General features: G+C 65.9%; 26 protein-coding genes, 1 tRNA gene and 1 pseudogene. 12 read left to right on the plus strand and 16 right to left on the minus strand.

What is annotated here, in order from left to right:
* Positions 1–36 precede the first annotated feature (36 nt).
* Entirely contained in the window at positions 37–1,215 is a 1,179-nt protein-coding gene (locus DSHI_RS00355) for an acetyl-CoA C-acyltransferase (protein WP_012176756.1), read from the plus strand.
* A 57-nt stretch (positions 1,216–1,272) separates the two neighbouring features.
* Here the strand turns inward: DSHI_RS00355 and DSHI_RS22170 are convergent, their stop codons facing one another.
* Both DSHI_RS22170 and DSHI_RS00360 read right to left on the minus strand, forming a co-directional pair.
* Positions 1,273–1,431: a hypothetical protein gene (locus DSHI_RS22170; protein ID WP_157865166.1), complete on the minus strand. Its 159-nt coding sequence runs from the start codon at positions 1,429–1,431 to the stop codon at positions 1,273–1,275.
* A 47-nt stretch (positions 1,432–1,478) separates the two neighbouring features.
* Positions 1,479–1,721, minus strand: a complete 243-nt coding sequence (locus DSHI_RS00360; protein ID WP_012176757.1) for an EF-hand domain-containing protein — start codon at positions 1,719–1,721, stop codon at positions 1,479–1,481.
* 389 nt (positions 1,722–2,110) lie between these two features.
* On the opposite strand from DSHI_RS00360, the pseudogene DSHI_RS22675 reads away from it, so the two are divergent.
* The 3 genes and pseudogenes from DSHI_RS22675 to DSHI_RS00375 form a co-directional block, all read left to right on the plus strand.
* A pseudogene (locus DSHI_RS22675) lies at positions 2,111–2,263 on the plus strand (IS21 family transposase); the annotation flags it as partial.
* A 90-nt stretch (positions 2,264–2,353) separates the two neighbouring features.
* Positions 2,354–3,253: a hypothetical protein gene (locus DSHI_RS00370; protein ID WP_044027560.1), complete on the plus strand. Its 900-nt coding sequence runs from the start codon at positions 2,354–2,356 to the stop codon at positions 3,251–3,253.
* Between the two features lie 42 nt (positions 3,254–3,295).
* Positions 3,296–3,880 carry a hypothetical protein gene (locus DSHI_RS00375; protein ID WP_012176760.1) on the plus strand — a complete coding sequence of 195 codons (585 nt, stop codon included), beginning with the start codon at positions 3,296–3,298 and terminating at the stop codon, positions 3,878–3,880.
* Between the two features lie 329 nt (positions 3,881–4,209).
* On the opposite strand, the gene DSHI_RS00380 is transcribed toward DSHI_RS00375, so the two are convergent.
* Positions 4,210–4,286, minus strand: a tRNA-Pro gene (locus DSHI_RS00380).
* 147 nt (positions 4,287–4,433) lie between these two features.
* On the opposite strand from DSHI_RS00380, the gene DSHI_RS00385 reads away from it, so the two are divergent.
* Positions 4,434–5,315: a lysophospholipid acyltransferase family protein gene (locus DSHI_RS00385; protein ID WP_012176761.1), complete on the plus strand. Its 882-nt coding sequence runs from the start codon at positions 4,434–4,436 to the stop codon at positions 5,313–5,315.
* On the opposite strand, the gene DSHI_RS00390 is transcribed toward DSHI_RS00385, so the two are convergent.
* The 6 genes from DSHI_RS00390 to leuC form a co-directional block, all read right to left on the minus strand.
* A complete protein-coding gene (locus DSHI_RS00390; protein ID WP_044028161.1) occupies positions 5,312–6,292 on the minus strand; it encodes a DMT family transporter in 981 nt (326 codons plus the stop codon). The genes DSHI_RS00385 and DSHI_RS00390 overlap by 4 nt on opposite strands.
* A gap of 130 nt (positions 6,293–6,422) precedes the next feature.
* The gene (gene leuB / locus DSHI_RS00395) at positions 6,423–7,529 is read right to left on the minus strand and encodes a 3-isopropylmalate dehydrogenase (protein ID WP_012176763.1); all 1,107 of its coding nucleotides are present in this window, start codon (positions 7,527–7,529) and stop codon (positions 6,423–6,425) included.
* A 75-nt stretch (positions 7,530–7,604) separates the two neighbouring features.
* Positions 7,605–8,729 (minus strand): endonuclease/exonuclease/phosphatase family protein, encoded by a 1,125-nt coding sequence (locus tag DSHI_RS00400; RefSeq protein WP_012176764.1) that lies wholly within the window; start codon positions 8,727–8,729, stop codon positions 7,605–7,607.
* Positions 8,730–8,834: 105 nt separating this feature from the next.
* Positions 8,835–9,440 (minus strand): 3-isopropylmalate dehydratase small subunit, encoded by a 606-nt coding sequence (gene leuD / locus DSHI_RS00405; RefSeq protein ID WP_012176765.1) that lies wholly within the window; start codon positions 9,438–9,440, stop codon positions 8,835–8,837.
* A 37-nt stretch (positions 9,441–9,477) separates the two neighbouring features.
* Positions 9,478–10,017, minus strand: coding sequence for an HdeD family acid-resistance protein (locus DSHI_RS00410; protein WP_157865168.1), 540 nt, complete (start codon positions 10,015–10,017; stop codon positions 9,478–9,480).
* Positions 10,018–10,039: 22 nt separating this feature from the next.
* Positions 10,040–11,443 (minus strand): 3-isopropylmalate dehydratase large subunit, encoded by a 1,404-nt coding sequence (gene leuC, locus DSHI_RS00415; protein WP_012176767.1) that lies wholly within the window; start codon positions 11,441–11,443, stop codon positions 10,040–10,042.
* Positions 11,444–11,790: 347 nt separating this feature from the next.
* Between leuC and DSHI_RS00420 the strand changes: the two genes are divergently transcribed.
* The 7 genes from DSHI_RS00420 to DSHI_RS00450 all read left to right on the plus strand — a co-directional run bounded on the left by DSHI_RS00420 (position 11,791) and on the right by DSHI_RS00450 (position 17,947).
* Positions 11,791–12,357: an SOUL family heme-binding protein gene (locus tag DSHI_RS00420; RefSeq protein WP_162017697.1), complete on the plus strand. Its 567-nt coding sequence runs from the start codon at positions 11,791–11,793 to the stop codon at positions 12,355–12,357.
* A gap of 147 nt (positions 12,358–12,504) precedes the next feature.
* Positions 12,505–12,888 (plus strand): ribosome silencing factor, encoded by a 384-nt coding sequence (gene rsfS / locus DSHI_RS00425; protein ID WP_425358964.1) that lies wholly within the window; start codon positions 12,505–12,507, stop codon positions 12,886–12,888.
* Between the two features lie 18 nt (positions 12,889–12,906).
* Positions 12,907–13,377, plus strand: a complete 471-nt coding sequence (gene rlmH / locus DSHI_RS00430) for a 23S rRNA (pseudouridine(1915)-N(3))-methyltransferase RlmH (RefSeq protein WP_012176770.1) — start codon at positions 12,907–12,909, stop codon at positions 13,375–13,377.
* Between the two features lie 123 nt (positions 13,378–13,500).
* The gene (gene gpmI / locus DSHI_RS00435) at positions 13,501–15,018 is read left to right on the plus strand and encodes a 2,3-bisphosphoglycerate-independent phosphoglycerate mutase (protein ID WP_012176771.1); all 1,518 of its coding nucleotides are present in this window, start codon (positions 13,501–13,503) and stop codon (positions 15,016–15,018) included.
* Positions 15,015–16,118: a murein hydrolase activator EnvC family protein gene (locus tag DSHI_RS00440; protein WP_012176772.1), complete on the plus strand. Its 1,104-nt coding sequence runs from the start codon at positions 15,015–15,017 to the stop codon at positions 16,116–16,118. The genes gpmI and DSHI_RS00440 overlap by 4 nt, the downstream gene beginning before the upstream one ends.
* Positions 16,119–16,125: 7 nt before the next feature.
* The gene (locus DSHI_RS00445) at positions 16,126–17,463 is read left to right on the plus strand and encodes a S41 family peptidase (protein WP_012176773.1); all 1,338 of its coding nucleotides are present in this window, start codon (positions 16,126–16,128) and stop codon (positions 17,461–17,463) included.
* Position 17,464: 1 nt separating this feature from the next.
* Positions 17,465–17,947 (plus strand): RNA pyrophosphohydrolase, encoded by a 483-nt coding sequence (locus DSHI_RS00450; RefSeq protein WP_012176774.1) that lies wholly within the window; start codon positions 17,465–17,467, stop codon positions 17,945–17,947.
* Between the two features lie 291 nt (positions 17,948–18,238).
* Here DSHI_RS00450 and DSHI_RS00455 read toward each other — a convergent pair whose 3' ends face one another.
* From DSHI_RS00455 to DSHI_RS00485, 7 genes are all read right to left on the minus strand, one after another.
* The gene (locus tag DSHI_RS00455; RefSeq protein WP_012176775.1) at positions 18,239–18,607 is read right to left on the minus strand and encodes a hypothetical protein; all 369 of its coding nucleotides are present in this window, start codon (positions 18,605–18,607) and stop codon (positions 18,239–18,241) included.
* Between the two features lie 146 nt (positions 18,608–18,753).
* Positions 18,754–19,686 carry a phage protease gene (locus DSHI_RS21205; RefSeq protein ID WP_012176776.1) on the minus strand — a complete coding sequence of 311 codons (933 nt, stop codon included), beginning with the start codon at positions 19,684–19,686 and terminating at the stop codon, positions 18,754–18,756.
* A 4-nt stretch (positions 19,687–19,690) separates the two neighbouring features.
* Positions 19,691–20,590: a Mu-like prophage major head subunit gpT family protein gene (locus DSHI_RS00465; RefSeq protein WP_012176777.1), complete on the minus strand. Its 900-nt coding sequence runs from the start codon at positions 20,588–20,590 to the stop codon at positions 19,691–19,693.
* Entirely contained in the window at positions 20,587–21,027 is a 441-nt protein-coding gene (locus tag DSHI_RS00470) for a helix-turn-helix domain-containing protein (RefSeq protein WP_044027562.1), read from the minus strand. The genes DSHI_RS00465 and DSHI_RS00470 overlap by 4 nt, the downstream gene beginning before the upstream one ends.
* 469 nt (positions 21,028–21,496) lie before the next feature.
* Positions 21,497–21,907 carry a regulatory protein GemA gene (locus DSHI_RS00475; RefSeq protein WP_157865170.1) on the minus strand — a complete coding sequence of 137 codons (411 nt, stop codon included), beginning with the start codon at positions 21,905–21,907 and terminating at the stop codon, positions 21,497–21,499.
* A complete protein-coding gene (locus DSHI_RS00480) occupies positions 21,907–22,191 on the minus strand; it encodes a hypothetical protein (RefSeq protein WP_044027563.1) in 285 nt (94 codons plus the stop codon). The genes DSHI_RS00475 and DSHI_RS00480 overlap by 1 nt, the downstream gene beginning before the upstream one ends.
* A complete protein-coding gene (locus DSHI_RS00485; RefSeq protein WP_157865172.1) occupies positions 22,184–22,483 on the minus strand; it encodes a hypothetical protein in 300 nt (99 codons plus the stop codon). Before DSHI_RS00485 ends, DSHI_RS00480 begins: the two co-directional genes overlap by 8 nt.
* Positions 22,484–22,492: the final 9 nt, after the last annotated feature.

Genomic DNA, 22,492 nt, shown 5'->3' on the forward strand with positions numbered 1-22,492 from the left:
CGAATCTGACGGATTGGGACATTTTGGAGGAAAATGATGAGGACTGTCGCGATTTGTGGGGCGGCCCGGACGCCCATGGGGGGCTTTCAGGGCGTGTTTTCCGATGTCAGCGCGGCGCAACTGGGCGGTGCAGCCATCGCCGGGGCGCTGGCGGATGCTGGCGTGGCCCCGGCGCAGGTGAATGAGCTGCTGATGGGCTGCGTGCTGCCGGCGGGACAGGGGCAAGCCCCGGCGCGGCAGGCCGGATATGCGGCGGGACTGGGCGACGCGGTGCCTGCCACGACGCTCAACAAGATGTGCGGCTCTGGCATGAAGGCGGCGATGATCGCCTGCGACCAGATCGCGCTCGGCCAGTCCGACCTGGTGGTCGCCGGCGGCATGGAGAGCATGACCAACGCGCCCTACCTGCTGGACAAGATGCGGGGCGGGGCGCGGATCGGCCATGGGCAGGTGATCGATCACATGTTTCTCGATGGGCTGGAGGATGCCTATGACAAGGGCCGCCTGATGGGCACCTTTGCCGAGGACTGCGCCGAGGCGTTCCAGTTCACGCGTGCGGCCCAGGACACCTATGCGCTGGGCTCGCTGGAAAATGCGCTGGCGGCGGAGGCGTCCGAGGCTTTCGCGATGGAACTGGTGCCGGTGACCGTTTCCGGGCGCAAAGGCGAGACCGTGGTGATACGGGATGAACAACCCGCCGCGGCCCGGCCCGAGAAGATCCCCCATCTCAAGCCCGCCTTCCGCAAGGACGGGACCGTCACGGCGGCGAATTCCTCGTCGATCTCGGACGGGGCGGCGGCGCTGGTTCTGGCCGACGCCGGACAGGCCGAGGCCCATGGCCTGCCGGTGCGGGCCCGGGTGCTCGGGCATGCGAGCCATGCCCAGAAGCCCGCGCTTTTCCCGACGGCCCCGGTGCCGGCGGCGCGCAAACTGCTCGACCGGCTCGGCTGGTGCGTGGCGGACGTGGATCTGTGGGAGGTCAACGAGGCCTTCGCGGTCGTGCCCATGGCCTTCATGCACGAGATGGGCGTGCCGCGGGAGAAGATGAACGTAAACGGCGGGGCCTGTGCCTTGGGTCACCCGATCGGGGCCTCCGGCGCGCGGATCCTGGTGACGTTGCTCAACGCCATGGAGGCGCGGGACCTGAAACGGGGCGTGGCCGCGATCTGCATCGGGGGCGGGGAAGGCACTGCCATCGCGCTGGAGCGCGACTAAGGCGCCCGCCCCGAAGGAACGCCGCGCCAGGGGTCCCGGCGCGGCCTCTCCTTGTCGTTATTCGGCCTGTTCGATTGCCACGGCAGGTGCCGTTTCGGTTCCACCGCTGAACAGGTCAAAGCCCCAGATTGCCACCGCAGCAGCAACAACCAGGGCCGCAGCCCCGCCCCAGATCCACCAGGTCGGGCGTTTCATGGTCGGAAAGTGAAAGGCCATCTTCTGTGTCCTCTGTCAGAGCTGAACAAAACCCTTGCCCGATCGCGTTATTCCGCGGCTGGCGTCAGTTTCTCGGCATCGAGGGCGGCGGTCAGTTCCGCATCGTCCACGAAGCCGTCGCCGCTCGTGTCGATCTCGCCGAACAGATCTTCGGTCAGATCGGGGTAGATCGGCGTCATCTCCTCGTAAGAGGCCAGGTTATCACCATCGGTGTCGAGTTCGGACACGGATGCGATCGCCGGCGCCGCGCAGAGGGCGGCCACCATGGCACAAACTGCTACACGACTCATTTTCGTCTTCCTCCATTTGAAAGAACCGGGAGGTCTGCCCTCCCGCAGCGGAAATCGGAAGGGGCCGGAGCGGATTCAAGATGGTCGAAGACCCGCCCACGAAATTTTTTCGACGGTTGGAACGGGTGAGGTTTCCGGTGCGGAAAGCGGCGCATCACCAGGGTCAATGGCCCGGGTTTGCGGGGGGTTGGCATCGTGAGTGAGGTTTGCCACTACATCTTTCCTTTTTTCCAGCAAATACCCTTCAAAACAATTGCTTAGGCGCAAAATGTTTGACAGCTACCGTTCCTTTTCGCCGGATTTGAAGCGTTGGAGCATGTTTGCGTTGGCACAAGTTGCCATCGCCAAAGAAGACAGAAAGTGTGCCTCGGACCGCCCCGCGCCATGATGGCGTGCCGCACACGATCCTCTTTGACAATATGAAGACGGTGTTGATCGACCGGAATGCTTATGGCCCTGGCCAGCACCGTTTTCATGCGGGTTTCCGCGAGTTTGCCAAACATCACGGCTTCAGTCCGCGCATGTGCGCGCCTTATCCGGCCATTCCGCTCAGTCCCCGCGTCTGTCCGGTTTGCATTGCGGAAGACCGATCGCGGGGCGACGGGCAGGAATACCTGCGCACCCAGTGAACCATGCCCGCGATGGGGGCTTGCCCGGAGCATGCGGTGCTTCTGGAGCCGCTTCCGCGTCCGCCCGGCTACCGTGGCGCCAAGGATCTACACCTTTGCCTGGGCCTCTGGCCCGATCGCCATCTGCCCGACCCCCGTCCGGTCGCCAGCCATGAACTGGATCTCGCGGTTCAGACCTTCCTCGCCGACGGTACCGACCGGGTCGGGGGGTGGTCGCTTGCGGAGGCGCTTGCGACCGCGCCGCTCCTGGGGTGTTTCGTCGAGATCGGGCCGGTCAAACTGAAGGAACTGGGCGAAGCCGATCTTCAGCGCTGCACGGAGACCGGCTTCTCACTGCTCCGCGACGGCCCGGGGGCTCTCAAAGACGCGGTGGGGTGGCGCATTCGCAAGCGGCTCGCCGAGGGAGCGCGGTCCCCGGAAGACGTCCTCGGGTGCCTGAACGGAACGTTGCGGCACTTCCGGGACGTACCGGCGTACCGTCCGCTTCTGGACGCTGTGCACGGGGCCGCAACGCGCCACATGCAGCGGCATTGGGCCTATTCCTTCCTGAACCGGGTGATCCCGGCCTTCGATCACGCGACGGTAGAGACGCTGTCCCAAAGCCATGGTGTCTCCCGTGGGTCCGTGCGCTTCGCCCTGGCGGCGGACAAGGTCCCCACGGTGGGTCACGTGTCTGCGTTCGGGAAAACCTATCGCGTCTACGATCGGTCGGCGGCCGAGCGCGCGATTGCCCGGGTGCAGGATACCGTGTCCTTCGACGAAGCACGGCAGCTGCTTGGGATGCGTCGGTTCACCTTCGAGAAGGTCTGGCCCGCGCGGGTCCTCGGGCGGGCGTCCTCCTGGCCGCAGCGCAAATCGAGGCCCTGGCGGCACGAGGTTGTGGCGCTGCGGGACGCGTTCTAGGCGGCGGCGCCGCGCGCGACCGAAGACCTAGGATCGGGCTGGGTGTCCTTGTCGGCATTCGCGCGGACCTCCCGGCAGGGACCTGCTGCCACGGCGCGCTTGCTCTTGGACGGCGCGCTGGCCCCGGCGGTCCGCTGTCCCGACGACCATGGATGGGAGGCGATCCGGGTGCTCGAGACACAGATAAACCGCCACCGAAAGCCGCTCGCGCGCTCGCTGCGACACGCGGATGGACAGCTGACGACCGAAGCGCTCGCCGCGAGCTACGGGCTGCGCTATGTCACGATTACCCGTCTTGTGGAGTTGACCCTGCTTCCGCCAGCGGATCGCCACAAGGTGGACGGGCGGCGGATGGAGGGCTATCCGGTGGCCGCCGTCGAACAGCTCTTCGCGCACCATCGCACCCTCAGCGATCTGGCCGCGGCGCATGGCTGCAGCCCGCACCTGATGGCGCCGCTGCTCGCCCGGCTCGGCGTGCGTCCGTTGATCGCCGAGAAGGGCCACACCCGCCTCTACGCCATTGCCGATCTGCCCCCCGCGATCCGCCTGGCCGAGGAGGTCGCAAAGGCCCAGGCCCGCACTGCGCGGTTCAAGACACCGCAAAAGGGTGCTCTGTCACAGGAGTAGACCGTAGCGGCATGGCCATCCCGGTTGCGCCAAAAAAAACGACAGCACTGCTCGGGAAATTGACCTGAGCGGCGGTGCTGACGCGGAACTGAAAGCCTTGCCCCTCACTGCCGTGACCTGAGCGCGGCACGATTCAGCGCGACCAGCTCCAAAATCAGTTAATACCGGCCCTTCGCATTCTCGAACCGAACTCAACGCGTTGGGTCCGGCATGGCACAACTGGGCCGCGCTCCCCGAACCCCGCTCGAGCGACGCCGCCGGCAAAATGGCAAAGCAGTGTCCCAAAAAGGAAAGATACAGTGGCAAACATCAGAACCGGGGGAACCATTTGGTCGGGCTGAGAGGATTCGAACCTCCGACCCCCTGCTCCCGAAGCAGGTGCGCTACCAGGCTGCGCTACAGCCCGACCGAATGGCGCGGGGGTACTCGCTTCGCGCTCCGGATGCAAGCGGTCATCGGTCGCGGCCGGGCAAAACCTGCGCAAAAGCCACGCGCCGCCCTGCATGCGGAAGCGCTGGTCCCGGGCGCGCGGCACGGCTAAAACAGGCGCGTCATGACCCGCCGCGCGCGCCTCTCCTACCTGATCAGTTTCGCACCGATCTATGTGTTCCTGAAGCTGGCCCGGCTGGTGCCGTTCCGGCGTCGGGTGGCGCTGGGCGGGGCGCTGGCCGGGCTGGCCTTGCGTCACTTCCCCCCGGCGCGCAAACGGGTGATGGCCAATCTCGCGCGGATCTATCCCGATATGGCGCCGGAAGCCGCGCGCGCCCGGTGTCGCGCCATCGGGCGGCAATTGGGGCGGACCCTGACCGAGATCCTGTTCGGGACCGAACATCAGACAAAGCATTTGCCATTCACTGTCTCTGGCCCGGGGCTGGAGGCGATCCGGGCCGCCCATGCCGCGGGCAAGCCGATCCTGCTGGTCAGTGCGCATTTCGGGCAGTGGGACGCGGCGCGCATCTATTTGCGGGATACTCTCGGGATCGAGGTCGGCGCGCTCTACCGGCCCAACAACAACCCCTATTACGAGCCTTACCTGGCCGAGGGGGCAGCCGCGTCCGGAACACCGCTCGTGCCCAAGGGCAATGACGGGTTTCGCATGCTCCTGCGGCACCTCAAGGGGGGTGGTGCCTTTGCGATCATGGCGGATCAGTATCATTTTACCGGCGCTGTGCTGCCCTTCATGGGGGCGGACGCGCGCACCGCCCTGACCCCAGCGGAGTTGGCCCTGCGCTACAAGGCGCCGCTGGTGCCGTGCTTTGGTATTCGGCGCGACGCGGAGGGGCGGATCGACGTGGTGTTCGAGGCGCCGATCGAGGGCGAGACGCCCGAAGAGATGATGCGCGCTTTCAACGACCGGGCCACCGCGCGGATCGAGGCCGACCCGGACCAGTGGCTCTGGCCGCATCGGCGGTGGAAGGGGATGGAGGGCGGCTAATCCGCGTCGGGCTTGTCGCCGGGCAGGTCGGGTTTGGCCGTGTCCGGCAGCAGCGGGCCGACCCGCGGCATGGTCCCGGTTTCGGGCCGGGACCGGGTGCGCAGGACGGGCATGTTGTCCGATACGCTGGAGCGGCTTTCTCGCGCGACGATATAGAGGCCGGAGGCGATCACGATGGCGGCCCCGAGGGCGGTGTTCAGGTCGATCCCCTCGCCGAAGAGCACGAAGCCGAAGAGCGACGCCCAGAGGATCTGGGAATACTGCATCGGCGCGATGATCGCGGCCTCCCCGGCGCGGTAGGCGGCGATGAGCAGCAGGCTCGCCCCGAAGCCGAGGGCGGCCATCAGCCCCACCGCGGCCAGGTCCCCCACGGGCATCGGGCGATAGAAGAACGGCATCAGGCAGGCCATCAGCACAAAATTCGCCACCATCGGATAGAGGAGCAGCACGACCGAGCGCTCCTCCCGCCCCACCTTGCGCACCACCACCGAGGCGAGCGCGCCACCGACCGCCGCGGTCAGGGCGGCGACATGGCCCAGGGTCAGATCCACCGCGCCGGGGCGCAGCACCACCACCACCCCGATCAGGCCCACGATGACCGCCAGCCAGCGACGCAGGCGCACGGTTTCGCCCAGGATCGGGATCGACAGCACCGTGATCAGCAATGGCGAGGCGAAGAGGATCGCGTAGACCTGTGCCAGCGGCAGGACCGTGAAGGCGTAGAACGCGGTCAGGCCGGTGATCACCGCCGCGCCGGTGCGCAGGGCGATCCACCAAGGATGCCGGGGCCGCAGATTGCCATGAGCTTTCTCGCGCATCATCATCACGGTGGTCAGCGGGAAGCTGAACAGCACGCCGAAGAACACGATCTGGAACGGTGTGTAACTGCCCCCGAGCGTTTTCACGACCACGTCATGGACCGCGAAGACGGCGAAGGCCGCAAGGCCCAGCAGGGCTCCCTTGAGGTTGGATGACAGCGTCATGGATCGGGCTTTCCGGGCGGTTTTACCGCAAACGCGGTCGACTGTGCGTCGGTTTCGCCATGTTGCCAAGAAAAAAGGACTGCATCCGGGTGGATGCAGTCCGGGTCTGCGAAGGTTGCGGGGCTCAGAGGCTGGCGTCGAGGGCCGCGATCACCGCATCGCCCATTTGCGATGTGCTGGCCGGCGCGGTGTCGCCTGCCTGCATCAGGTCCGCGGTGCGGATGCCCTGGGCGAGCACTTGGTTGACCGCGGCTTCCAGCCGGTCGGCCTCTGCCCCCTGGTCAAAGGAGTAGCGCAGCGCCATAGCAAAGCTCAGGATGCAGGCGCAGGGGTTGGCCTTGCCCTGGCCTGCGATGTCCGGGGCGGAGCCGTGGACCGGCTCGTAGAGCGCCTTGGGCCGTCCGTTTTCCATCGGCAGCCCGAGGGAGGCCGAGGGCAGCATGCCGAGCGAGCCGGTGAGCATCGCCGCCGCATCGGACAGCAGGTCGCCGAACAGGTTGTCGGTGACGATGACGTCGAACTGCTTGGGCGCGCGCACGAGCTGCATGGCGCCTGCATCGGCATACATGTGGCTCAGCTCCACATCCGCGTATTCGGCGGCATGGATCTCGGTCACCACGTCGCGCCACAGGATGCCCGACTCCATGACATTGGCTTTCTCCATCGAGCAGACCTTGTTGCCGCGCTTCTTGGCCAGCTCGAAGGCCGAACGCGCGACGCGGGCGATCTCGCTCTCGGTATAGCGCTGTGTATTGATGCCGACCCGCTCGTTGCCTTCCTTGTGGATGCCGCGCGGCTCGCCGAAATAGACGCCGGAGGTCAGCTCGCGCACGATCATGATGTCCAGCCCGGCGACGATATCCTTCTTGAGCGACGAGAAATCCGCCAGCGCGTCGAAGCACTGGGCCGGGCGCAGGTTGGCAAAGAGGTCCATCTCCTTGCGCAGGCGCAGCAGGCCGCGCTCGGGCTTCAGCGAGAAGTCGAGCGTGTCGTATTTCGGCCCGCCCACGGCGCCGAGCAGGACGGCGTCGACCGCTTGGGCCTTGGCCATGGTCTCGTCCGCAAGCGGCACACCGTGCACGTCGTAGGCCGCCCCGCCCACGAGATCTTCCGACACGTCGAACGCCAGGTCGCGCTTGGCGCCGTACCAGTCGATGATCTTGCGCACCTCGGCCATGACCTCGGGGCCGATGCCGTCCCCGGCAAGGATCAGAAGGGAAGCGGTGCTCATGTCGTGTTTCTCCGGCTGCGTTTTGCCGCGTGCGGTATCCCGTTGACCGCGGAGGGTCAAGGCGTGGGCGTGCGCTCAAGGGCGCAGGTCGACCCAGATCAGCCGGTGGCGGGATGCGGTCTCGGTTCGTGCCAGCGCCGCGGCGTCCTCCGGGTCGGGCCAGTGCAGACCGGCGCCGGTCACGGTCAGGTCCCGCGTGGGCAGGATGTAATCAACCCGCAGGTTGCCGGGATCGGTTGGGCGCGTGTCGGGCCAGTCCACCGTATCGTGCGCGGGATCGCCGCCGTGCCGGGCGTTCACGCCGCCCTGCGCCCGAGTGGCCGCAGCCGCCCCCGTCGCTTGTGGGGCAGGGTCCTGAAGGCGTGGGTGGGCGCGCAGGCGGGCGAGGGCGCCGGGGCGGGCCTCCCCATCCTGCGGGTCGGCGTTGAGCGTACCCAGAACCACGGCCTTCCCGAGCGGGGGGGCGGTGCCTTCCGGGCGCCAGCCGTTGAGGTAGTCGGCCCAGAGCCGCATCTGGTCCGCGTTGCGCCGCCCGTTGCGATCCTCCGGACCGTCGAACACGGGCGGCGTGGCGTGCAGGGTCAGAAGCCGCAGCACGTCGCCCGAGGGCAGGCGCACGGGCACGTCCCAATGCCCCGTGGCCGACAACCGGATCACGGCCTGTTCTTCGGGACCGTAAGTTTCGGGCAGGCTGGCGGCGGGAAACTCGGCCCAGAGCAGGCCCGACAGGTCGGTGATCTCGTCGCGCAGAATCGGGTAGCGTGACAGCAGCACCAGCCCGCCCGCGCCGCGAAACTCGCCAAAGGCCTGGGTGTCTTCGGGTTCGTCCCATTTCCCGTCGCGGTCGAGGTCGAGGCCGGTGGGCACGCCGGTGTTCGGTGCGGCGGTAAATCCGTGGGGAAGGGGCAGGCCGCGCTGGGCCAGGGCCGTTTGCAGCGCGGCCAAAGTGGCTTGCCCCGCGTCGTAATCGATATCGGCCAGCAGGACGATGTCCGGTGCGGTCTCCACCAATATATCCAGCACCGCGGCGAGTTGGTCCGGCGCCTCATCCCGCCGCAGGTCGCGCAGAAGCAGCCCCGGCCCGCGCGCCGAGAGCTCGGTATGGAAATAGGCCACGCGCACGGTCTCGGCGGTCAAACGCAGCGGGCCGACCAGCAGGGCCAGCACAAGGCAAAATCGGAACAGGCGGGCAAGGCGCATGGACGGGTCCGAACGTGAAAAGGGCCTCCGATCCGTTGATCGAAAGCCCCGCCATGTTTCGTCAATATTGGTTAAGGTATCCTTACCGGCGTCCGGCCGATGGGGTCAGACCCAAGGCCGTGCCGCGCTGGCCTGAGCCTCGAACGCATCGATGGACGCGACCTTCTCAAGGCTCAGCCCGATATCGTCGAGCCCATTGAGCAGGCAGTGCTTCTTGAAGGCGTCCACCTCGAAGGAGATCGTGCCGCCGTCGGGGCCGGAGATCGTCTGGTTCTCCAGATCGACGGTGACGGTCGCGTTTGCCCCCCGCGCCGCATCGTCCATCAGCTTGTCCACCTCTTCCTGGGGCAGGGCGATGGGCAGGATGCCGTTCTTGAAGCAGTTGTTGTAGAAGATATCGGCAAAGCTCGGCGCGATCACGCAGCGGATGCCGAAATCCAGCAGCGCCCAGGGGGCGTGTTCCCGCGACGAGCCGCAGCCGAAATTCTCGCCGGTCACGAGGATCTGGGCGTCGCGGTATTGCGGCTTGTTCAGCACGAAATCCGGGTTCTCGTTGCCCTGCCGGTCATAGCGCATCTCGTCGAACAGGTTCACGCCCAGGCCGGAGCGCTTGATCGTTTTGAGGAACTGCTTGGGGATGATCATGTCGGTGTCGATATTGACCAGCGGCATGGGCGCCGCGATCCCGGTCAGCTTGGTGAATTTTTCCATCAGAAGTCTCCGAGGCGTCGTGCCGAGGCAGGCGCCGTTAGTCTTTTTTCGGTTTGGCCAGCTCGGGATGGCTGCGCAGGAAGAAGCCCAGCACCACGAAGCCCATGCCATTGAACAGCAACTCGACCCCCAGCAGCACGCCCAGCAATTGCACTGAGGCGGTGGCGAAATTGGCCATGATGTAAGCCGCCAGCAGGATCGACAGAGCGCCGGAGATCAGCATCGGCCAGAAGAACTGGGTCTGCTTCATGGTCCAGGCAAAGACGATCCGCGCGCCGCCGCTGACCGCCAGCAGGATGGTGATCAGCAGGGCGAGGGAAATCGCGCCCTGAAGCGGGTTGAACAGGAAGGAGAGGCCCAGGAACGCCGCGAGCACCCCCATGCCGATCGAGAACGCCTTGCTGCCGAAGCCCTCTTCGCCGAGACCGCCGACGATCTGCGCGCCCCCTGCGATCAGGAAAAGCGCCCCGGTCAGGCCGGTGACCGCGATCGAGGCAAGCACGGTGTTGCCCAGTACGATCACGCCGCAGACCAGCGAGAGCAGCCCAAGCAGGGCCCATTTCATCCATTGTTTCACGACAAGTCTCCTGCTTTCTGGGTTACATCAGGTCCCGCACGTCCGTGAGCTTGCCGGTGACCGCGGCGGCGGCGGCCATGGCGGGCGAGACGAGATGCGTCCGCCCCTTGTAGCCCTGCCGCCCCTCGAAATTGCGGTTCGAGGTAGAGGCACAGCGCTCGCCTTCGCTCAGCTGGTCGGGGTTCATGGCCAGGCACATGGAACAGCCCGCCATGCGCCATTCGAACCCGGCCTGCTTGAAGATGTCGGCAAGGCCTTCTTCCTCGGCCTGGGCGCGGACAAGACCGGAGCCTGGCACCACCATCGCCCGCTTCACGGCGATCTTCTTGCCCTTCAGGATTTCCGCGGCGGCGCGCAGGTCTTCGATCCGGCCATTGGTGCAGGAGCCGATGAAGACCGTGTCGATCTCGATCTCGCTCAGCGGCGTGCCCGGGGTCAGGCCCATGTAGTCGAGCGAGCGCCGGGCCGCGTCGACCTTGCCGCCGGTGAAATCCTCCGGCGCGGGCACCATGGCACTGATCGGTAGCACGTCTTCGGGGGAGGTGCCCCAGGTGACCACGGGGGCGATATCCTCGCCCTTGATGGTGACGACCTTGTCCCAATGGGCGTCGTCGTCGGAATAGAGGGTCTTCCACCAGGCCAGCGCGGCCTCCCACTGTGCGCCCTTCGGCGCATGGGGGCGGCCCTGCACGTATTCATAGGTCTTCTCGTCCGGCGCGATCAGGCCCGCACGTGCACCCCCTTCGATTGCCATGTTGCAGACGGTCATGCGGCCTTCCATGGACAGGTCGCGAATGGCCTCGCCGCAATACTCGATCACGTAGCCGGTGCCGCCCGCGGTGCCCGTGGCGCCGATCACCGAGAGGGTGATATCCTTGGCGGTCACGCCGGGGCGCAGCTTGCCCGTGATCTCCACCTTCATGTTCTTGGATTTCTTCTGGATCAGGGTCTGGGTGGCCAGCACATGCTCGACCTCCGACGTGCCGATACCGTGCGCCAGCGCGCCGAACGCGCCGTGGGTGGCGGTGTGGCTGTCACCGCAGACCACGGTCATGCCCGGCAGGGTCCAACCTTGCTCGGGCCCCACGATATGGACGATGCCCTGGCGGATGTCGGAAACCGGGTAGTAATGGATCCCGAAATCCTTGGCGTTCTTGTCGAGGGCTTCGACCTGAATGCGGCTGTCCTCGGTCATCTGGTCGGGGTTCTCGCGGCCAAGCGTCGTGGGCACGTTGTGGTCCGGCACGGCGATGGTCTTGTCCGGCGCGCGGACGGTGCGGCCCGCCATGCGCAGACCTTCGAAGGCTTGCGGGCTGGTTACCTCGTGGACCAGATGGCGGTCGATATAGAGCAGGCAGGTGCCATCCTCGGCCTCATGGGCCAGGTGCGCATCCCAGATCTTGTCGTAAAGCGTGCGGGCAGTCATGGATCTCTCCCCAGGTGGAGGGTGTCATTGCAATGGGTCTGGCAGGGGCAGGGGCGTCAAAGCCCCACGCGCACCGTTCGAAGGGCGCCGTGGAACCGCCAGGGCAACCGCGACCGGTCTGACATGTCGAAAACTCTGTCCATGAGCAGCAGATACAGCCCCCGACCCTGTGCCGCAAGAGATGCTTGTCGCCGCCCGGCAGGGGCCGCTGTCCATGTGTCGCACCCGTGGGGTGTGGAAAAAAATGATCCGGGCCCGATATGGCACCGTACCCCCTGCACAATACCACCAAAGTCGAAGGACACGGCGTCATGATACGCACCACACATATAGCCTTGATGCTCGGTATGATGGTCGCCGCGGTGTCGGTGGGCGCAGAAGCGCAGCTTTATCGTGGATATGAGACCCCCAGCTATGAAGTCACCGTGAAAAAAGGCGATTTCGAGCGTCGCAGCTATGCGCCGCAGGTCGTCGCGGAGGTCTATGTGCAAGGCGACCGGGAAGAGGCCGTCTCGCGCGGCTTCCGCGTGCTGGCCGACTACATCTTCGGCGGCAACGTGGATGAGGCCAAGGTCGCGATGACCACACCGGTCAGTCAGCAGGCCGCCGACGATGATGACGCCGGTCTCTGGGTCGTGCGATTCGGGATGCCCCGGGGTTACACACTGGAAAACCTGCCGAAGCCGCAATCGGCGGCGATCCGTCTGACCGAGACACCGGCGGAGGACCAATTGGTGGTGCAGTTCACCGGCCGCTGGAGCGAAGCACAGCTCACCCAGAAAGAGCTGGAATTGCGGGCTTTTGCAGCAGCGCACGGGTTGGACGCGTCCGGTGCGCCGCGGTTCTATTTTTATGATGGGCCGTTCACCCTGCCGTGGACTCGCCGCAACGAGGTTGCGCTCGTTTTGAATTGATGCGCATGGCCGCCCCAAGTGCGGGCCGTTGAGCGAAATGTCGTTCAATGCTATGTTGCTAGTAGCCCGGCGTCGGGGCGTATCTGACGTGTTGCCCAGGAGGACAGAAATCTGTCTCACATTTCCAATGCGGTTGGGGTCTCCGCTGTGACTGAAACCCCTCAGGCTGGACTGGCCGCCGTGCCCACATCCGGCAGCATGAGCGACCGGATACTGGCGCTCACCCTCACCTCTCTTGATCAGGACAAGGCCGAGGATGTCGTCTCCATCAATTTGCGGGGCAAATCGAGCATGGCGGACCATATGGTCGTCTGTTCGGGGCGCTCCACGCGTCAGGTGGCCGCGATTTCGGAAAAGCTGGTCGAACGGCTGAAGGCCGAGCTAGGCGTGGCCTGCAAGGTCGAGGGCAAGGGCCAGGGCGACTGGGTGTTGATCGATACCGGCGACGTGGTGGTGCATGTGTTCCGCCCCGAAGTGCGCGAGTTCTACCAGCTCGAAAAGATGTGGATGACCCCGGCGGCCCAGGCCTGAGTCCGGGCCGGACGGTTCATGAAAGTGACGCTGTGCGTGGTCGGCCGCCTGCGGGCGGGACCGGAACGCGACCTGATCAATGACTACCTGCAACGCTTCGACCGCACCGGGCGGGGTCTTGGCCTCGGTCCGGCGAGCGTCGTCGAGGTTGAGGACCGCAAGGGCGGCGGGAAGGCGGCGGAGGCTGACCTGTTGCGCAAGGCGGTGCCGCGTGGTGCCGTGATCTGCGCGCTGGACGAGCGCGGCAAGACCATGAGTTCGCCGCAATTCGCCGACAGTCTTGCAGGCTGGCGCGATGCGGGGCGCAGCGATCTGGCGTTCCTGATCGGCGGGGCGGACGGGCTCGACAAGGCCTTGCGCGCGCAGGCGGAGGCGCGCTTGTCCTTCGGGGCGATGGTATGGCCGCACATGCTCGCCCGTGTGATGCTTGCCGAACAGTTGTATCGCGCGGCCGCGATCCTGGCAGGGACGCCGTATCACCGCGTGTAACGCGGGCGGTATGGGCGGTTTTTCGAGTGTTTGTGGATCCATGACGCCGAGCACCGCGCACAGGAGGTTTCCGATCCCCAGCCGCTTCGTTAGAAGGCGCGGGAGACAACGAAGGACGATCCGATGACTGCGCCGAAACCAGTGGTGTTGTGTATTCTCGATGGCTGGGGGCTGGACCCGGACGGGCCAGCGAACGCGCCGTTGCTGGCCGACACGCCTGTCATGGATCGGCTCATGGCGACCTGCCCGAATGCGACGCTGACGACCTTCGGCCCGGATGTGGGCCTGCCCTCCGGCCAGATGGGCAATTCCGAGGTTGGGCATACCAATATCGGGGCGGGCCGGGTGGTGGCGATGGACCTCGGGCAGATCGATCTGGCGATCGAGGATGGCAGCTTTGCGCGCAACCCGGCGCTCACGGGTTTCATCGACCGGCTGAAATCCAGCGGGGGGACCGCGCATCTGATGGGTGTGGCATCGGACGGTGGCGTGCATGGCCACACGGATCACATTATCGCAGCGGCCAAGGCGGTGGCCGGGGCCGGGGTTCCGGTTGTGCTCCATGCGATCACCGATGGGCGCGACGTCGCGCCGAAATCCGCTGATCGTTTCATGCCCGCACTTGAGGCTGCGTTGCCCGAGGGCGCGCGGATCGGCACTGTGATCGGGCGCTATTACGCAATGGATCGGGACAACCGCTGGGACCGGGTCGCGCGCGCCTTCGTCGCCATGGTCCGCGCCCAGGGTGAGACCGCCGAGAGCGCCCAGGCAGCCGTGGCCGCCGCTTACGGGAGGGGCGAGACGGACGAATTCATCGCCCCCACGGTGATCGGGGGGTATGCAGGCATGCGGGATGGCGACGGGATCTTCTGTCTGAACTTCCGGGCCGATCGGGCGCGCGAGATCCTGCGCGCCATGGCCCAGCCGGATTTCGACGCCTTCGATCCCGCGGGCCTGCCAGACTTCGCCGCCAAGCTGGGCATGGTGTCCTATTCCGACGAGCATGATGGCTGGTTCGATATCGTTTTTCCCAAGCGCGAAATCGTCAATACCCTCGGCGCCTGGGTCGCCAAGCAGGGATTGCGGCAGTTCCGCCTCGCCGAGACCGAAAAATACCCGCATGTCACTTTCTTTCTGAATGGCGGGCAGGAGACGCCCGAGACCGGGGAGGACCGTTTCATGCCCGACTCGCCCAAGGTGGCGACCTATGACCTGCAGCCCGAGATGAGCGCCGAGGAAGTGTCTGACAGTTTCGTGGCGGCGATCGAGGCGGGCTACGACTTGATCGTGGTGAACTACGCCAACCCGGATATGGTCGGGCATACCGGCGATCTGGAGGCGGCGAAGGCCGCTTGTACGGCAGTGGATACAGGGCTCGGGCGCGCGCTTGCGGCCCTGGAGGTCGCGGGCGGTGCGATGATCGTCACCGCCGATCACGGCAATTGCGAAACGATGATCGACCCGGAGACCGGCGGTACGCATACCGCCCATACCCTGAACCCGGTGCCGGTGATCCTCGTGGGCGGGCCGGAGGGGGCGACGCTTGCACCGGGGCGGCTAGCCGATCTTGCGCCGACGATCCTGCACCTGATGCACTTGCCGCAGCCGGTGGAAATGACCGGCCGAAGTCTGATCCGGTGAGGCGGGCGGCGGTCCTTCTCTGCGCGCTGCTGGCGGCGCCGGTTGCGGCGCAGACCGATCCCGTGGCGCGGGCGTCTCAGGCCGCGGCGCTCTTGGCCGAGGCCGAAACGGCCCTGGCCGGTGCCGGCTCCGCCCCGGACCGGATCGCGGCGCTGACCGATGCGGTGCGCGGGTTCGAGGCCGGGTTGGAGGCGGTGCGTGAAAGCGCGCGGCAGGCCGTGATCCGCGAAGAGGCGATCACCGCAAGGCTGGCCGCGGAACAGGCGCGGCTGGGCGCGTTGCTGGGCGTGCTGCAGACCCTCGACCAGACCCCGCCCCCGGCGCTGCTGCTGCATCCGGACGGCCCACTCAGCCTTGCCAGGGCGGAGATGATGGTTTCCGACGTGACCCCCGCCGTCGCCGCGGAGGCCGCGGCCCTGCGCGCCACGCTGCAGGAGCTGTCCACCGTCCGCATGATCCGGACCAGTGCGAGCGCGCAGCTCGAAGGCGCATTGCGCGATATCCAGGCGGCTAGGGTGGCCTTGGCCGAAACCATGGCCGAGCGTGTGCGGCTGCCCGAGGGGGCGGCGCCCGATCCGGTGCTTCTGGGCGTGCTGTCGGCCTCCAGCCGGACGCTGGAGGATTTCGCTGCGGGGCTTGCGGATATCCCCGCGCCTCCTGCGCCCCTGACCGACTTCGCCAGCCTCCGCGGGGCCCTGCCCCTGCCGGTCGCGGCCCGCGTGTTGCGCCGCTTTGGCGAGGCGGATCTTGCAGGCATCGCGCGACCCGGTCTCGTGCTGGCCGCGCCGGCCCAAGCGCTCGTGACGGCGCCCTTTGCGGCCACGGTGCGCTATACCGGGACGCTTCTGGACTACGGAAACGTGATCGTGCTTGAGCCCCAAACCGGTGTTTTGCTTATTCTCGCGGGGCTGGATGCGCTCTACGTTGATGGGGGAGATGTGCTGGCCCCCGGCGCCCCGCTCGGCCTGATGGGGGGAGACCCCGCGCAGCAGACCGGTTTTGCCAGTGGTCAAACCCGGCAGGAGACGCTTTACTTGGAACTGAGAGAGAGCGGTGCCCCGGTCGATCCGGAGGACTGGTTCGTGACAGACAAGGATTGAGACGCAGATGAAGAAATTCGTGATGGCCGCACTGGGCGGCACAGTGGCAGGCGCCCTGCTGACAACCCAAGTCGCAGGGCCACTGCTGGCACAGGACAACGCGCGCAACACCTCGGTCTACGAGCAGCTTGACCTGTTCGGGGACATCTTCGAGCGCATCCGCGCGCAATATGTCGAACAGGTGGATGAAGGCGAGTTGATCGAGGCTGCGATCAACGGGATGCTCACCTCGCTCGACCCCCATTCCAGCTATCTCGCGCCGAAGGATTTCGGCGACATGCAGGTGCAGACCAGAGGCGAGTTCGGCGGACTGGGGATCGAGGTCACCCAGGAAGACGGGTTCGTGAAGGTCGTCTCGCCCATCGATGACACGCCGGCGGCCGAGGCAGGGATCGAGGCGGGCGATTTCATCACCCATGTGGACGGCGAGAGCGTACTTGGCCTGACCCTGGACGCTGCGGTCACCATGATGCGGGGCCCGGTGGGCTCCGAAATTGTGATCACCGTGGTGCGCGAGGGCTTCGACGAGCCCTTCGACGTCACCATCACCCGCGACACCATCAAGCTCACCGCCGTGCGCAGCCGGGTCGTCCGCGACACGGTGGTCATGCGGATCACCACCTTCAACGACCAGACCTTCCCGAACCTCGAAGAGAAGATGGCCGAAGAGGTGGCCGAATTGGGCGGGATGGAAGCTGTCAGCGGTTTCGTGATCGATCTGCGCAACAACCCCGGTGGCTTGTTGACCCAGGCGATCAAGGTCTCCGACGCGTTTCTCGACAAGGGGGAAATCGTCTCCACCCGCGGCCGCGATCCTCAGGACGGGGAGCGGTTCAATGCAACCCCGGGTGACCTCGCCGAAGGCAAGCCGATCGTCGTGCTGATCAATGGCGGCTCGGCCTCGGCCTCGGAAATCGTGGCAGGCGCGCTGCAGGATCATCGCCGCGCCATCGTCGTCGGCACCAAGAGCTTCGGCAAGGGGTCGGTGCAGTCGGTCGTGCCGCTGCGGGGGGATGGTGCCATGCGTCTGACGACGGCGCGCTACTACACGCCCTCTGGCCGGTCGATCCAGTCGCTCGGCGTGTCACCGGATATTGTGGTCGCGCAACCGCCCCGGCGCGTGGAGGCTGAGGAGGACGAGGAGGCGAACAACCGCCCGCGCCGGTCCGAAGCGGATCTGCGCGGCGCTCTGGACAACGATTCGATCTCGGAGGCCGAGCGTGAGCAGCTTCTCAAGGAGCGGCAAAAGGCCGAAGATGCCGCCGAGTTGCGCGAAGAGGATTACCAGCTTGCCTACGCCATCGACATCCTCAAGGGGCTGAACGCGCTGGGGCCGACCGACTGACATGACACCGGACGATATTGCGGCATTGCCCTATCGCAAATGCGTGGGGGTCGTGCTCTGGGATGGCGCTGGCCGGGTGTTTACCGGCCAGCGCTATGACAGCGAACTGCCCGCCTGGCAAATGCCCCAGGGCGGCATCGAAGACGGCGAGGATGCGCGCACGGCGGCCCTCCGGGAGTTGGTCGAGGAAACCGGCGTGGCGGTGGAGAAGGTCGAGGTGCTGGCGGAAACCCCCGACTGGATCAAATACGACCTGCCGCCGGAGATCGTGCCGCGCATCTGGAAAGGGCGCTACAAGGGCCAGGCCCAGCGCTGGGTGCTGATGAAATTTCTCGGCTCCGACGCGGATATCAACATCGAAACCAAGCATCCCGAGTTCTCCGAATGGCGTTGGCTGGAGCCTGCCTCGGTCCTCGACAGCATCGTGCCGTTCAAACGCGACGTCTATGAGCAGGTCTTCGACGCCTTCTCAGACTGGCTTTGAGGTACGTGCCCCGCTCTGTTTCCGGGGTTGTGACGCAAGGTGTTGCGCCGCGCTGCGCGCGCCGCCGGGGGGCGAGAGGGGCCAGCCCCTCTCGCGCGCTTCTCGGGATATTTGGAGACTTCAGTCGGCAGGCCTCGTCCGCGTCTTCATCTGTGCGAAAATACTCCGGGGGAGGCGCGCAGCGCCGGGGGCATGTATGCTTTCATCTGGTTTGTACCCCCCTTTTCACTGGGTTTGTACCCGGAAGAAACCCCAAGACATCGGGAGTTCCCGGATGGGGATGGGGGTGGGTCAGACCAGATCGGGGCGGAGTTTTCGGTTCCACCAGGTGTTGATCGCGCTCTTTCCGACGCGGCGTTCGGGGGGAAAGTGCTCGGCCACCTCTGCGGCAAGTTGGACAAAGCCTGTGTTGTGGATGCGGTCCATAAGGAAGGCTTCCAGTTCCGGGTCGCTGTCTATCTTCGCAGGCACGCCGGTTCGATGGTTCGCAAGATGTGCGTTGCCGCGCGGTGTGGCTGCGTCCAACTCGTGCGAGTGAAGCACCTTTGAAAGGCTGTTTAAGGCGCGTTTTTGAGCGATCTGCGCGGCATCGGTTTTCGCCTGGGCGGCCTGTAGGTCGGCAAGGGCGATTGCGAGAAGCGCGTCTTTGGTATTGGCCATGGTTTCTCCTGGTCTTGAGGCACCTGCGGGCAGCGCGGGAACTTCGCTCAGACGGCTCGCGCCGCCTTCCGACCCTCGCGAAGCGGAGATTGCGTGCGCTCCCCGCAGGTTTCGGCCCGCCGGACGTGTGTTCGGCGGGTGTCTCGTCAGCGGATATCGAAGTCCGAGGGCTTCAGACCGAGCTGGTCGCAGAGGGACTGGACGACCGTCTCAGGCGGGGCCGACGCGTCGGCTGGCAGGCCGGGGATTGCTGCCCGCTTGAAGAGATGGCCATAGGCCGGGGTCGTAGATGCAATGAAGTCCTCGAAGCTGTCGGGGTCCTGCGCACATAGCGCCGTTGCCCAGCTCCGCATGGCGGGCGTGATATAGCCCGCATGCAGAGCCTCGGTGACGCGCGCTTCGACCAGGTACTCGGAGAGGGTCGCCTTGGTGGCCCCCCGGTCCTGCATCAGCTCCTTCAGGGCGGCGATGGGGACATACTTCGCCGGATCCGGTTCCGCCGTTTCGGCCTTGCTGCGCAGCTCGGCAATTGCCGCCATGATCGCATCCGCGTCGGCGGCGGGTTCCAGCTCCAATGCCTCGGCAATCGCAGCCAGGGCGGAGGTGTCTTCGGGGTCGGTCATGTCGTCTCCTTCGCTGGCAAGGGCAGTCAGGTCGAGATTGGGGCGGTGCACCAGGCTCGCGCCCTTGAGCCGCGTGATCCTGCCGCCCGTCTTGGTGTGCATCAGGACCGGGCTCAGGAAGCGGTACTCGCGCGCCTCCAACATCTCGCGCGCCTTCGCGGTCCAGCTCACATCGCCCCAGATGCCATCGGGGCGCACTTCGAGCCCCTTGATCCAACCGGCGGCGGGCACGGGGCCGTTCTTCTGCCGGGCCGGGTCGTCGCCCTGGTGTTCGTAGTCGATGGGCAGGTCGATCCCGCCCTGGTGAAAGAGCGCGACCAGCTCGTCGGGGTCGCTCAGCTCGAACACGCGGCCATCGCGGCCCCGGATGCGGCCCAGGGGCAGCAGGTGGACCTTGCCAGGCGCGCGGCCTTCGGGCAGGTCCACCGCCGCGCAGAGGGAGGTTTCCAACGCCATGGGCTCAGACCGTCACATAGGGGGTCACGATCAGCTCGGCGGTGTTCTTCCACGGGTTCGAGCCGCCGCCATCGCTCGTCTCGGTGTTCAGGACCAGGCGCGCCTGGTGTTCCAGGCTAGGCGGAACCACCAGCGTCGTCGGTGTGATCCCGAGGATGCGCCCCTTGTCGCCCCGCAGCTCCATCATCGCGGCGCGGGCGGAGGAGTAGGTTTCCAGGTTCAGCGGCTGCTTGCTGGCATAGGCCATCTGCCAGAGCCCGAACCCCGCATTCACCCGCGCGCGCACCCCGTAAAGATACTTGTCGGTCATGAAGACGCGCTCGTCGTTCGGGCGGTTTACCATGTCGAAGGTGTAATCGACGCGCGCCTGCCAGATCAGAGGCCGGATCGCGCGCGACGTATCGAGAAGGAACCAAGGTGCGTCGGTCCCATCTGCCATATTGCTCACCGGCACCATGTTGCCATCTGCATCGGGCGTCTGGTGTTCGGTGTCGAAATAATTCTGCCCATCGAAGCAGGGTGTGGTGAAGCCGTCCTTCAGCAACCCGAAGATCAGCTCGTCGGGATGTTGACGTGCCAGGTGGCCCATCTCGGCAAACATCGGCTTTAAGAGCCCGAGCCTGTCGTCCTCGAAGTCCTCGCGGCGAATGTCCACGGTGCTCTCGAACTTTCGGTTCAGGATCGTGAAGCTGTGGGCTTCCAGATCCTTGATGACGCGCTCGCCATCCAGCCATTCGCGCAGCTGCGGGAACTGCCCGAGCCAGCCATAGGTCTCCTGCCGGTTGCCGCTGGCCACGGTCATCGCGACCTTGGAGTAATGCGCGGGCGCGTTGGTGTAGGCATCGGTGTAGATCGTCTTGAAGCCCTGGAAGGCCAGATCGACATTTGCGTCGTTCAGGATCATGGGTCGGTTTCCTCTGAGGTTTGAAAGGGTCGGGGTGCGAGCGCACCGGCTTCAACAAGCCTTCGCCGGTGGCGTGTGACAGATCGTTCGGTGGTGTCGAGCGCCTGGGCGATGACGCGCACGCTGCGCCCGGCCTCGAAGTGCCGATAGGCGGTCCAGCGCATCCGCGCGGTGCGGGAGGCAGGACCGAAGGGGATGCTAAGCCGCCCGGCCCCGTAGGTCTTCAGAAGCCAGGTCAGGGCGGCATTGTGGGCGTGCCCCGGCTTCACCTTCACCGGGATGAGAAGGTCCTTGCCACCATGTTGGATAAGGAAGGCGCGCGTCGTTTGCGCACCGACCGCCCGTTCCATGTCGGCGATCATCGGCGGCATGTAGAGGCCGATGCGGCGGCACTCTGCGGCGGTGGGATAAAGAAGCTCTGCAGGTGATGCGATCATGCGCCCGGTGATGCCAGCGCGACCTGCAACCTGTCGCCCCCGACACTTGGCGGGAGGCGCAGCCAGGTGGTCGGAACCCCACCACGGCACATACGACCGGCTCTCCGAAGGGTGTGGCTTGGCTGCGTGGCAGTGATACCAGACCGCGCCGCCCGGTGGAAGCGGGCCGGTGGAGCGGGTGCCTGGGGGGACGTCACTTCCCCCGCAGCTCGGACGGCTGGGTAGACGGGATACTTGACTCAGGCACTCAAACCGTACCCAAATCGCCCGCGCGTCGCAATCCCGGGCTTGGGTGCTGCCGGAACCATGTCTGAGACTTCGATTTAAGGGGTGTTTAAGGGGTGCCTCTGTTTTTCTTGTGGGTATGGGGCCAACCGAGGCAGAAGCCCGTCAGCGGGCCGCTCAGCCGCTCCCATGCAAAAGGGCCGCGCCCGGCGGCACGGCCCCTCTGGTTCGGTTTTGGGGGCGTTCAGGCGGCGCGCGCCTTCATCGCCTTGAGCGCGGTGATGATCTTCGGCGCAGTCGCGGCCGAGAGGAACCGCAGGCTGGAGAGCTTCCAGTACCGCTCAAGCCAGAGGTTCAGCTCCGCCTCCCCGGCCTTGCCCAGGGTATACTCCTGCCAGAGCACGCGGATCAGCTCGATCTGCGCGAAGCTCGCCATGCCGGGCCGGGTGCCATAGCTCGGCCCCTTGGTCCGCAGGGGTGCGAAGCCGCAGAACTCGAAGAAGCCCATCATCGCGTTGAGGCCGTCCTGGTCCAGCTCCTTGGTGCTGGTCACGCCCGCGATCTGGACCAGGGCGGCGCGGAACCCCTCGTCGCTCATGCCGAGCTTGGACTTCGCAACCCAGATCAGCTTTAGCTGGTTTTTCGTGATGGTCATCATGGGTTCCTCATCGTGCTGCGCATGTAGGAGGCGACTTCCGACAGAACCGCGCCTTCGGTCGCGGCGCGTCGTTCGGCGTAGTTGGACAGCAGGTCCAGCAGGAAGATAAGCGTTCCGGGATCGTGGGTGTCCATGTCCGTCACCATGAGCTTGAGCAACTTCAACGCTCCGGCGAACTCGCCGAGCGTGTATTCGACCTCCGCCGCAGCATCGGCCACGGCCTTGGCCCGGTGCGCCCTCAGATGAAAGCTCTCCCATTCGGTCAGGTCGATGTCAGTCATCTGCGCCCCCTTCCGGTTGCCGCACGAAGGTGCCGCGCGCGATGACACGGTGCAACGCGTCCGCCTGGAGATGGGCCTGCTCGGCAACCCGGATAAGCGCCTCGAAGTCCTTGAGGACAGGGTGGTCGCTCGCCAGTTCGGCGCGCAAGGCCTCCAGCATCCGTTTGCCATGGTCCAGCACCCCCAACGGGTAGGCGCACTGAATTTCGAGAACCGGCTGGAGGCCATCTTTCTCCCAGGCGCGCATCGGAATGCAGAAGAGATAAGGGAACTCTTGTGCCTGCTCAGACATGCTTACTTC

This window comes from Dinoroseobacter shibae DFL 12 = DSM 16493, from assembly GCF_000018145.1.
In the GTDB taxonomy this organism is placed as follows: domain Bacteria; phylum Pseudomonadota; class Alphaproteobacteria; order Rhodobacterales; family Rhodobacteraceae; genus Dinoroseobacter; species Dinoroseobacter shibae.

Bases quoted from the DNA above. Each gene is read 5' to 3' on its own strand.
- DSHI_RS00355 (WP_012176756.1), top strand. From the start codon at position 37: ATGAGGACTGTCGCGATTTGTGGGGCGGCCCGGACGCCCATGGGGGGC.
- DSHI_RS22170 (WP_157865166.1), bottom strand. From the start codon at position 1,431: ATGGCCTTTCACTTTCCGACCATGAAACGCCCGACCTGGTGGATCTGG.
- DSHI_RS00360 (WP_012176757.1), bottom strand. From the start codon at position 1,721: ATGAGTCGTGTAGCAGTTTGTGCCATGGTGGCCGCCCTCTGCGCGGCG.
- DSHI_RS00370 (WP_044027560.1), top strand. From the start codon at position 2,354: ATGCCCGCGATGGGGGCTTGCCCGGAGCATGCGGTGCTTCTGGAGCCG.
- DSHI_RS00385 (WP_012176761.1), top strand. From the start codon at position 4,434: ATGACCCGCCGCGCGCGCCTCTCCTACCTGATCAGTTTCGCACCGATC.
- leuB (WP_012176763.1), bottom strand. From the start codon at position 7,529: ATGAGCACCGCTTCCCTTCTGATCCTTGCCGGGGACGGCATCGGCCCC.
- DSHI_RS00400 (WP_012176764.1), bottom strand. From the start codon at position 8,729: ATGCGCCTTGCCCGCCTGTTCCGATTTTGCCTTGTGCTGGCCCTGCTG.
- leuD (WP_012176765.1), bottom strand. From the start codon at position 9,440: ATGGAAAAATTCACCAAGCTGACCGGGATCGCGGCGCCCATGCCGCTG.
- leuC (WP_012176767.1), bottom strand. From the start codon at position 11,443: ATGACTGCCCGCACGCTTTACGACAAGATCTGGGATGCGCACCTGGCC.
- DSHI_RS00420 (WP_162017697.1), top strand. From the start codon at position 11,791: ATGATGGTCGCCGCGGTGTCGGTGGGCGCAGAAGCGCAGCTTTATCGT.
- rlmH (WP_012176770.1), top strand. From the start codon at position 12,907: ATGAAAGTGACGCTGTGCGTGGTCGGCCGCCTGCGGGCGGGACCGGAA.
- gpmI (WP_012176771.1), top strand. From the start codon at position 13,501: ATGACTGCGCCGAAACCAGTGGTGTTGTGTATTCTCGATGGCTGGGGG.
- DSHI_RS00445 (WP_012176773.1), top strand. From the start codon at position 16,126: ATGAAGAAATTCGTGATGGCCGCACTGGGCGGCACAGTGGCAGGCGCC.
- DSHI_RS00450 (WP_012176774.1), top strand. From the start codon at position 17,465: ATGACACCGGACGATATTGCGGCATTGCCCTATCGCAAATGCGTGGGG.
- DSHI_RS00455 (WP_012176775.1), bottom strand. From the start codon at position 18,607: ATGGCCAATACCAAAGACGCGCTTCTCGCAATCGCCCTTGCCGACCTA.
- DSHI_RS21205 (WP_012176776.1), bottom strand. From the start codon at position 19,686: ATGGCGTTGGAAACCTCCCTCTGCGCGGCGGTGGACCTGCCCGAAGGC.
- DSHI_RS00465 (WP_012176777.1), bottom strand. From the start codon at position 20,590: ATGATCCTGAACGACGCAAATGTCGATCTGGCCTTCCAGGGCTTCAAG.
- DSHI_RS00470 (WP_044027562.1), bottom strand. From the start codon at position 21,027: ATGATCGCATCACCTGCAGAGCTTCTTTATCCCACCGCCGCAGAGTGC.
- DSHI_RS00475 (WP_157865170.1), bottom strand. From the start codon at position 21,907: ATGACCATCACGAAAAACCAGCTAAAGCTGATCTGGGTTGCGAAGTCC.
- DSHI_RS00480 (WP_044027563.1), bottom strand. From the start codon at position 22,191: ATGACTGACATCGACCTGACCGAATGGGAGAGCTTTCATCTGAGGGCG.
- DSHI_RS00485 (WP_157865172.1), bottom strand. From the start codon at position 22,483: ATGTCTGAGCAGGCACAAGAGTTCCCTTATCTCTTCTGCATTCCGATG.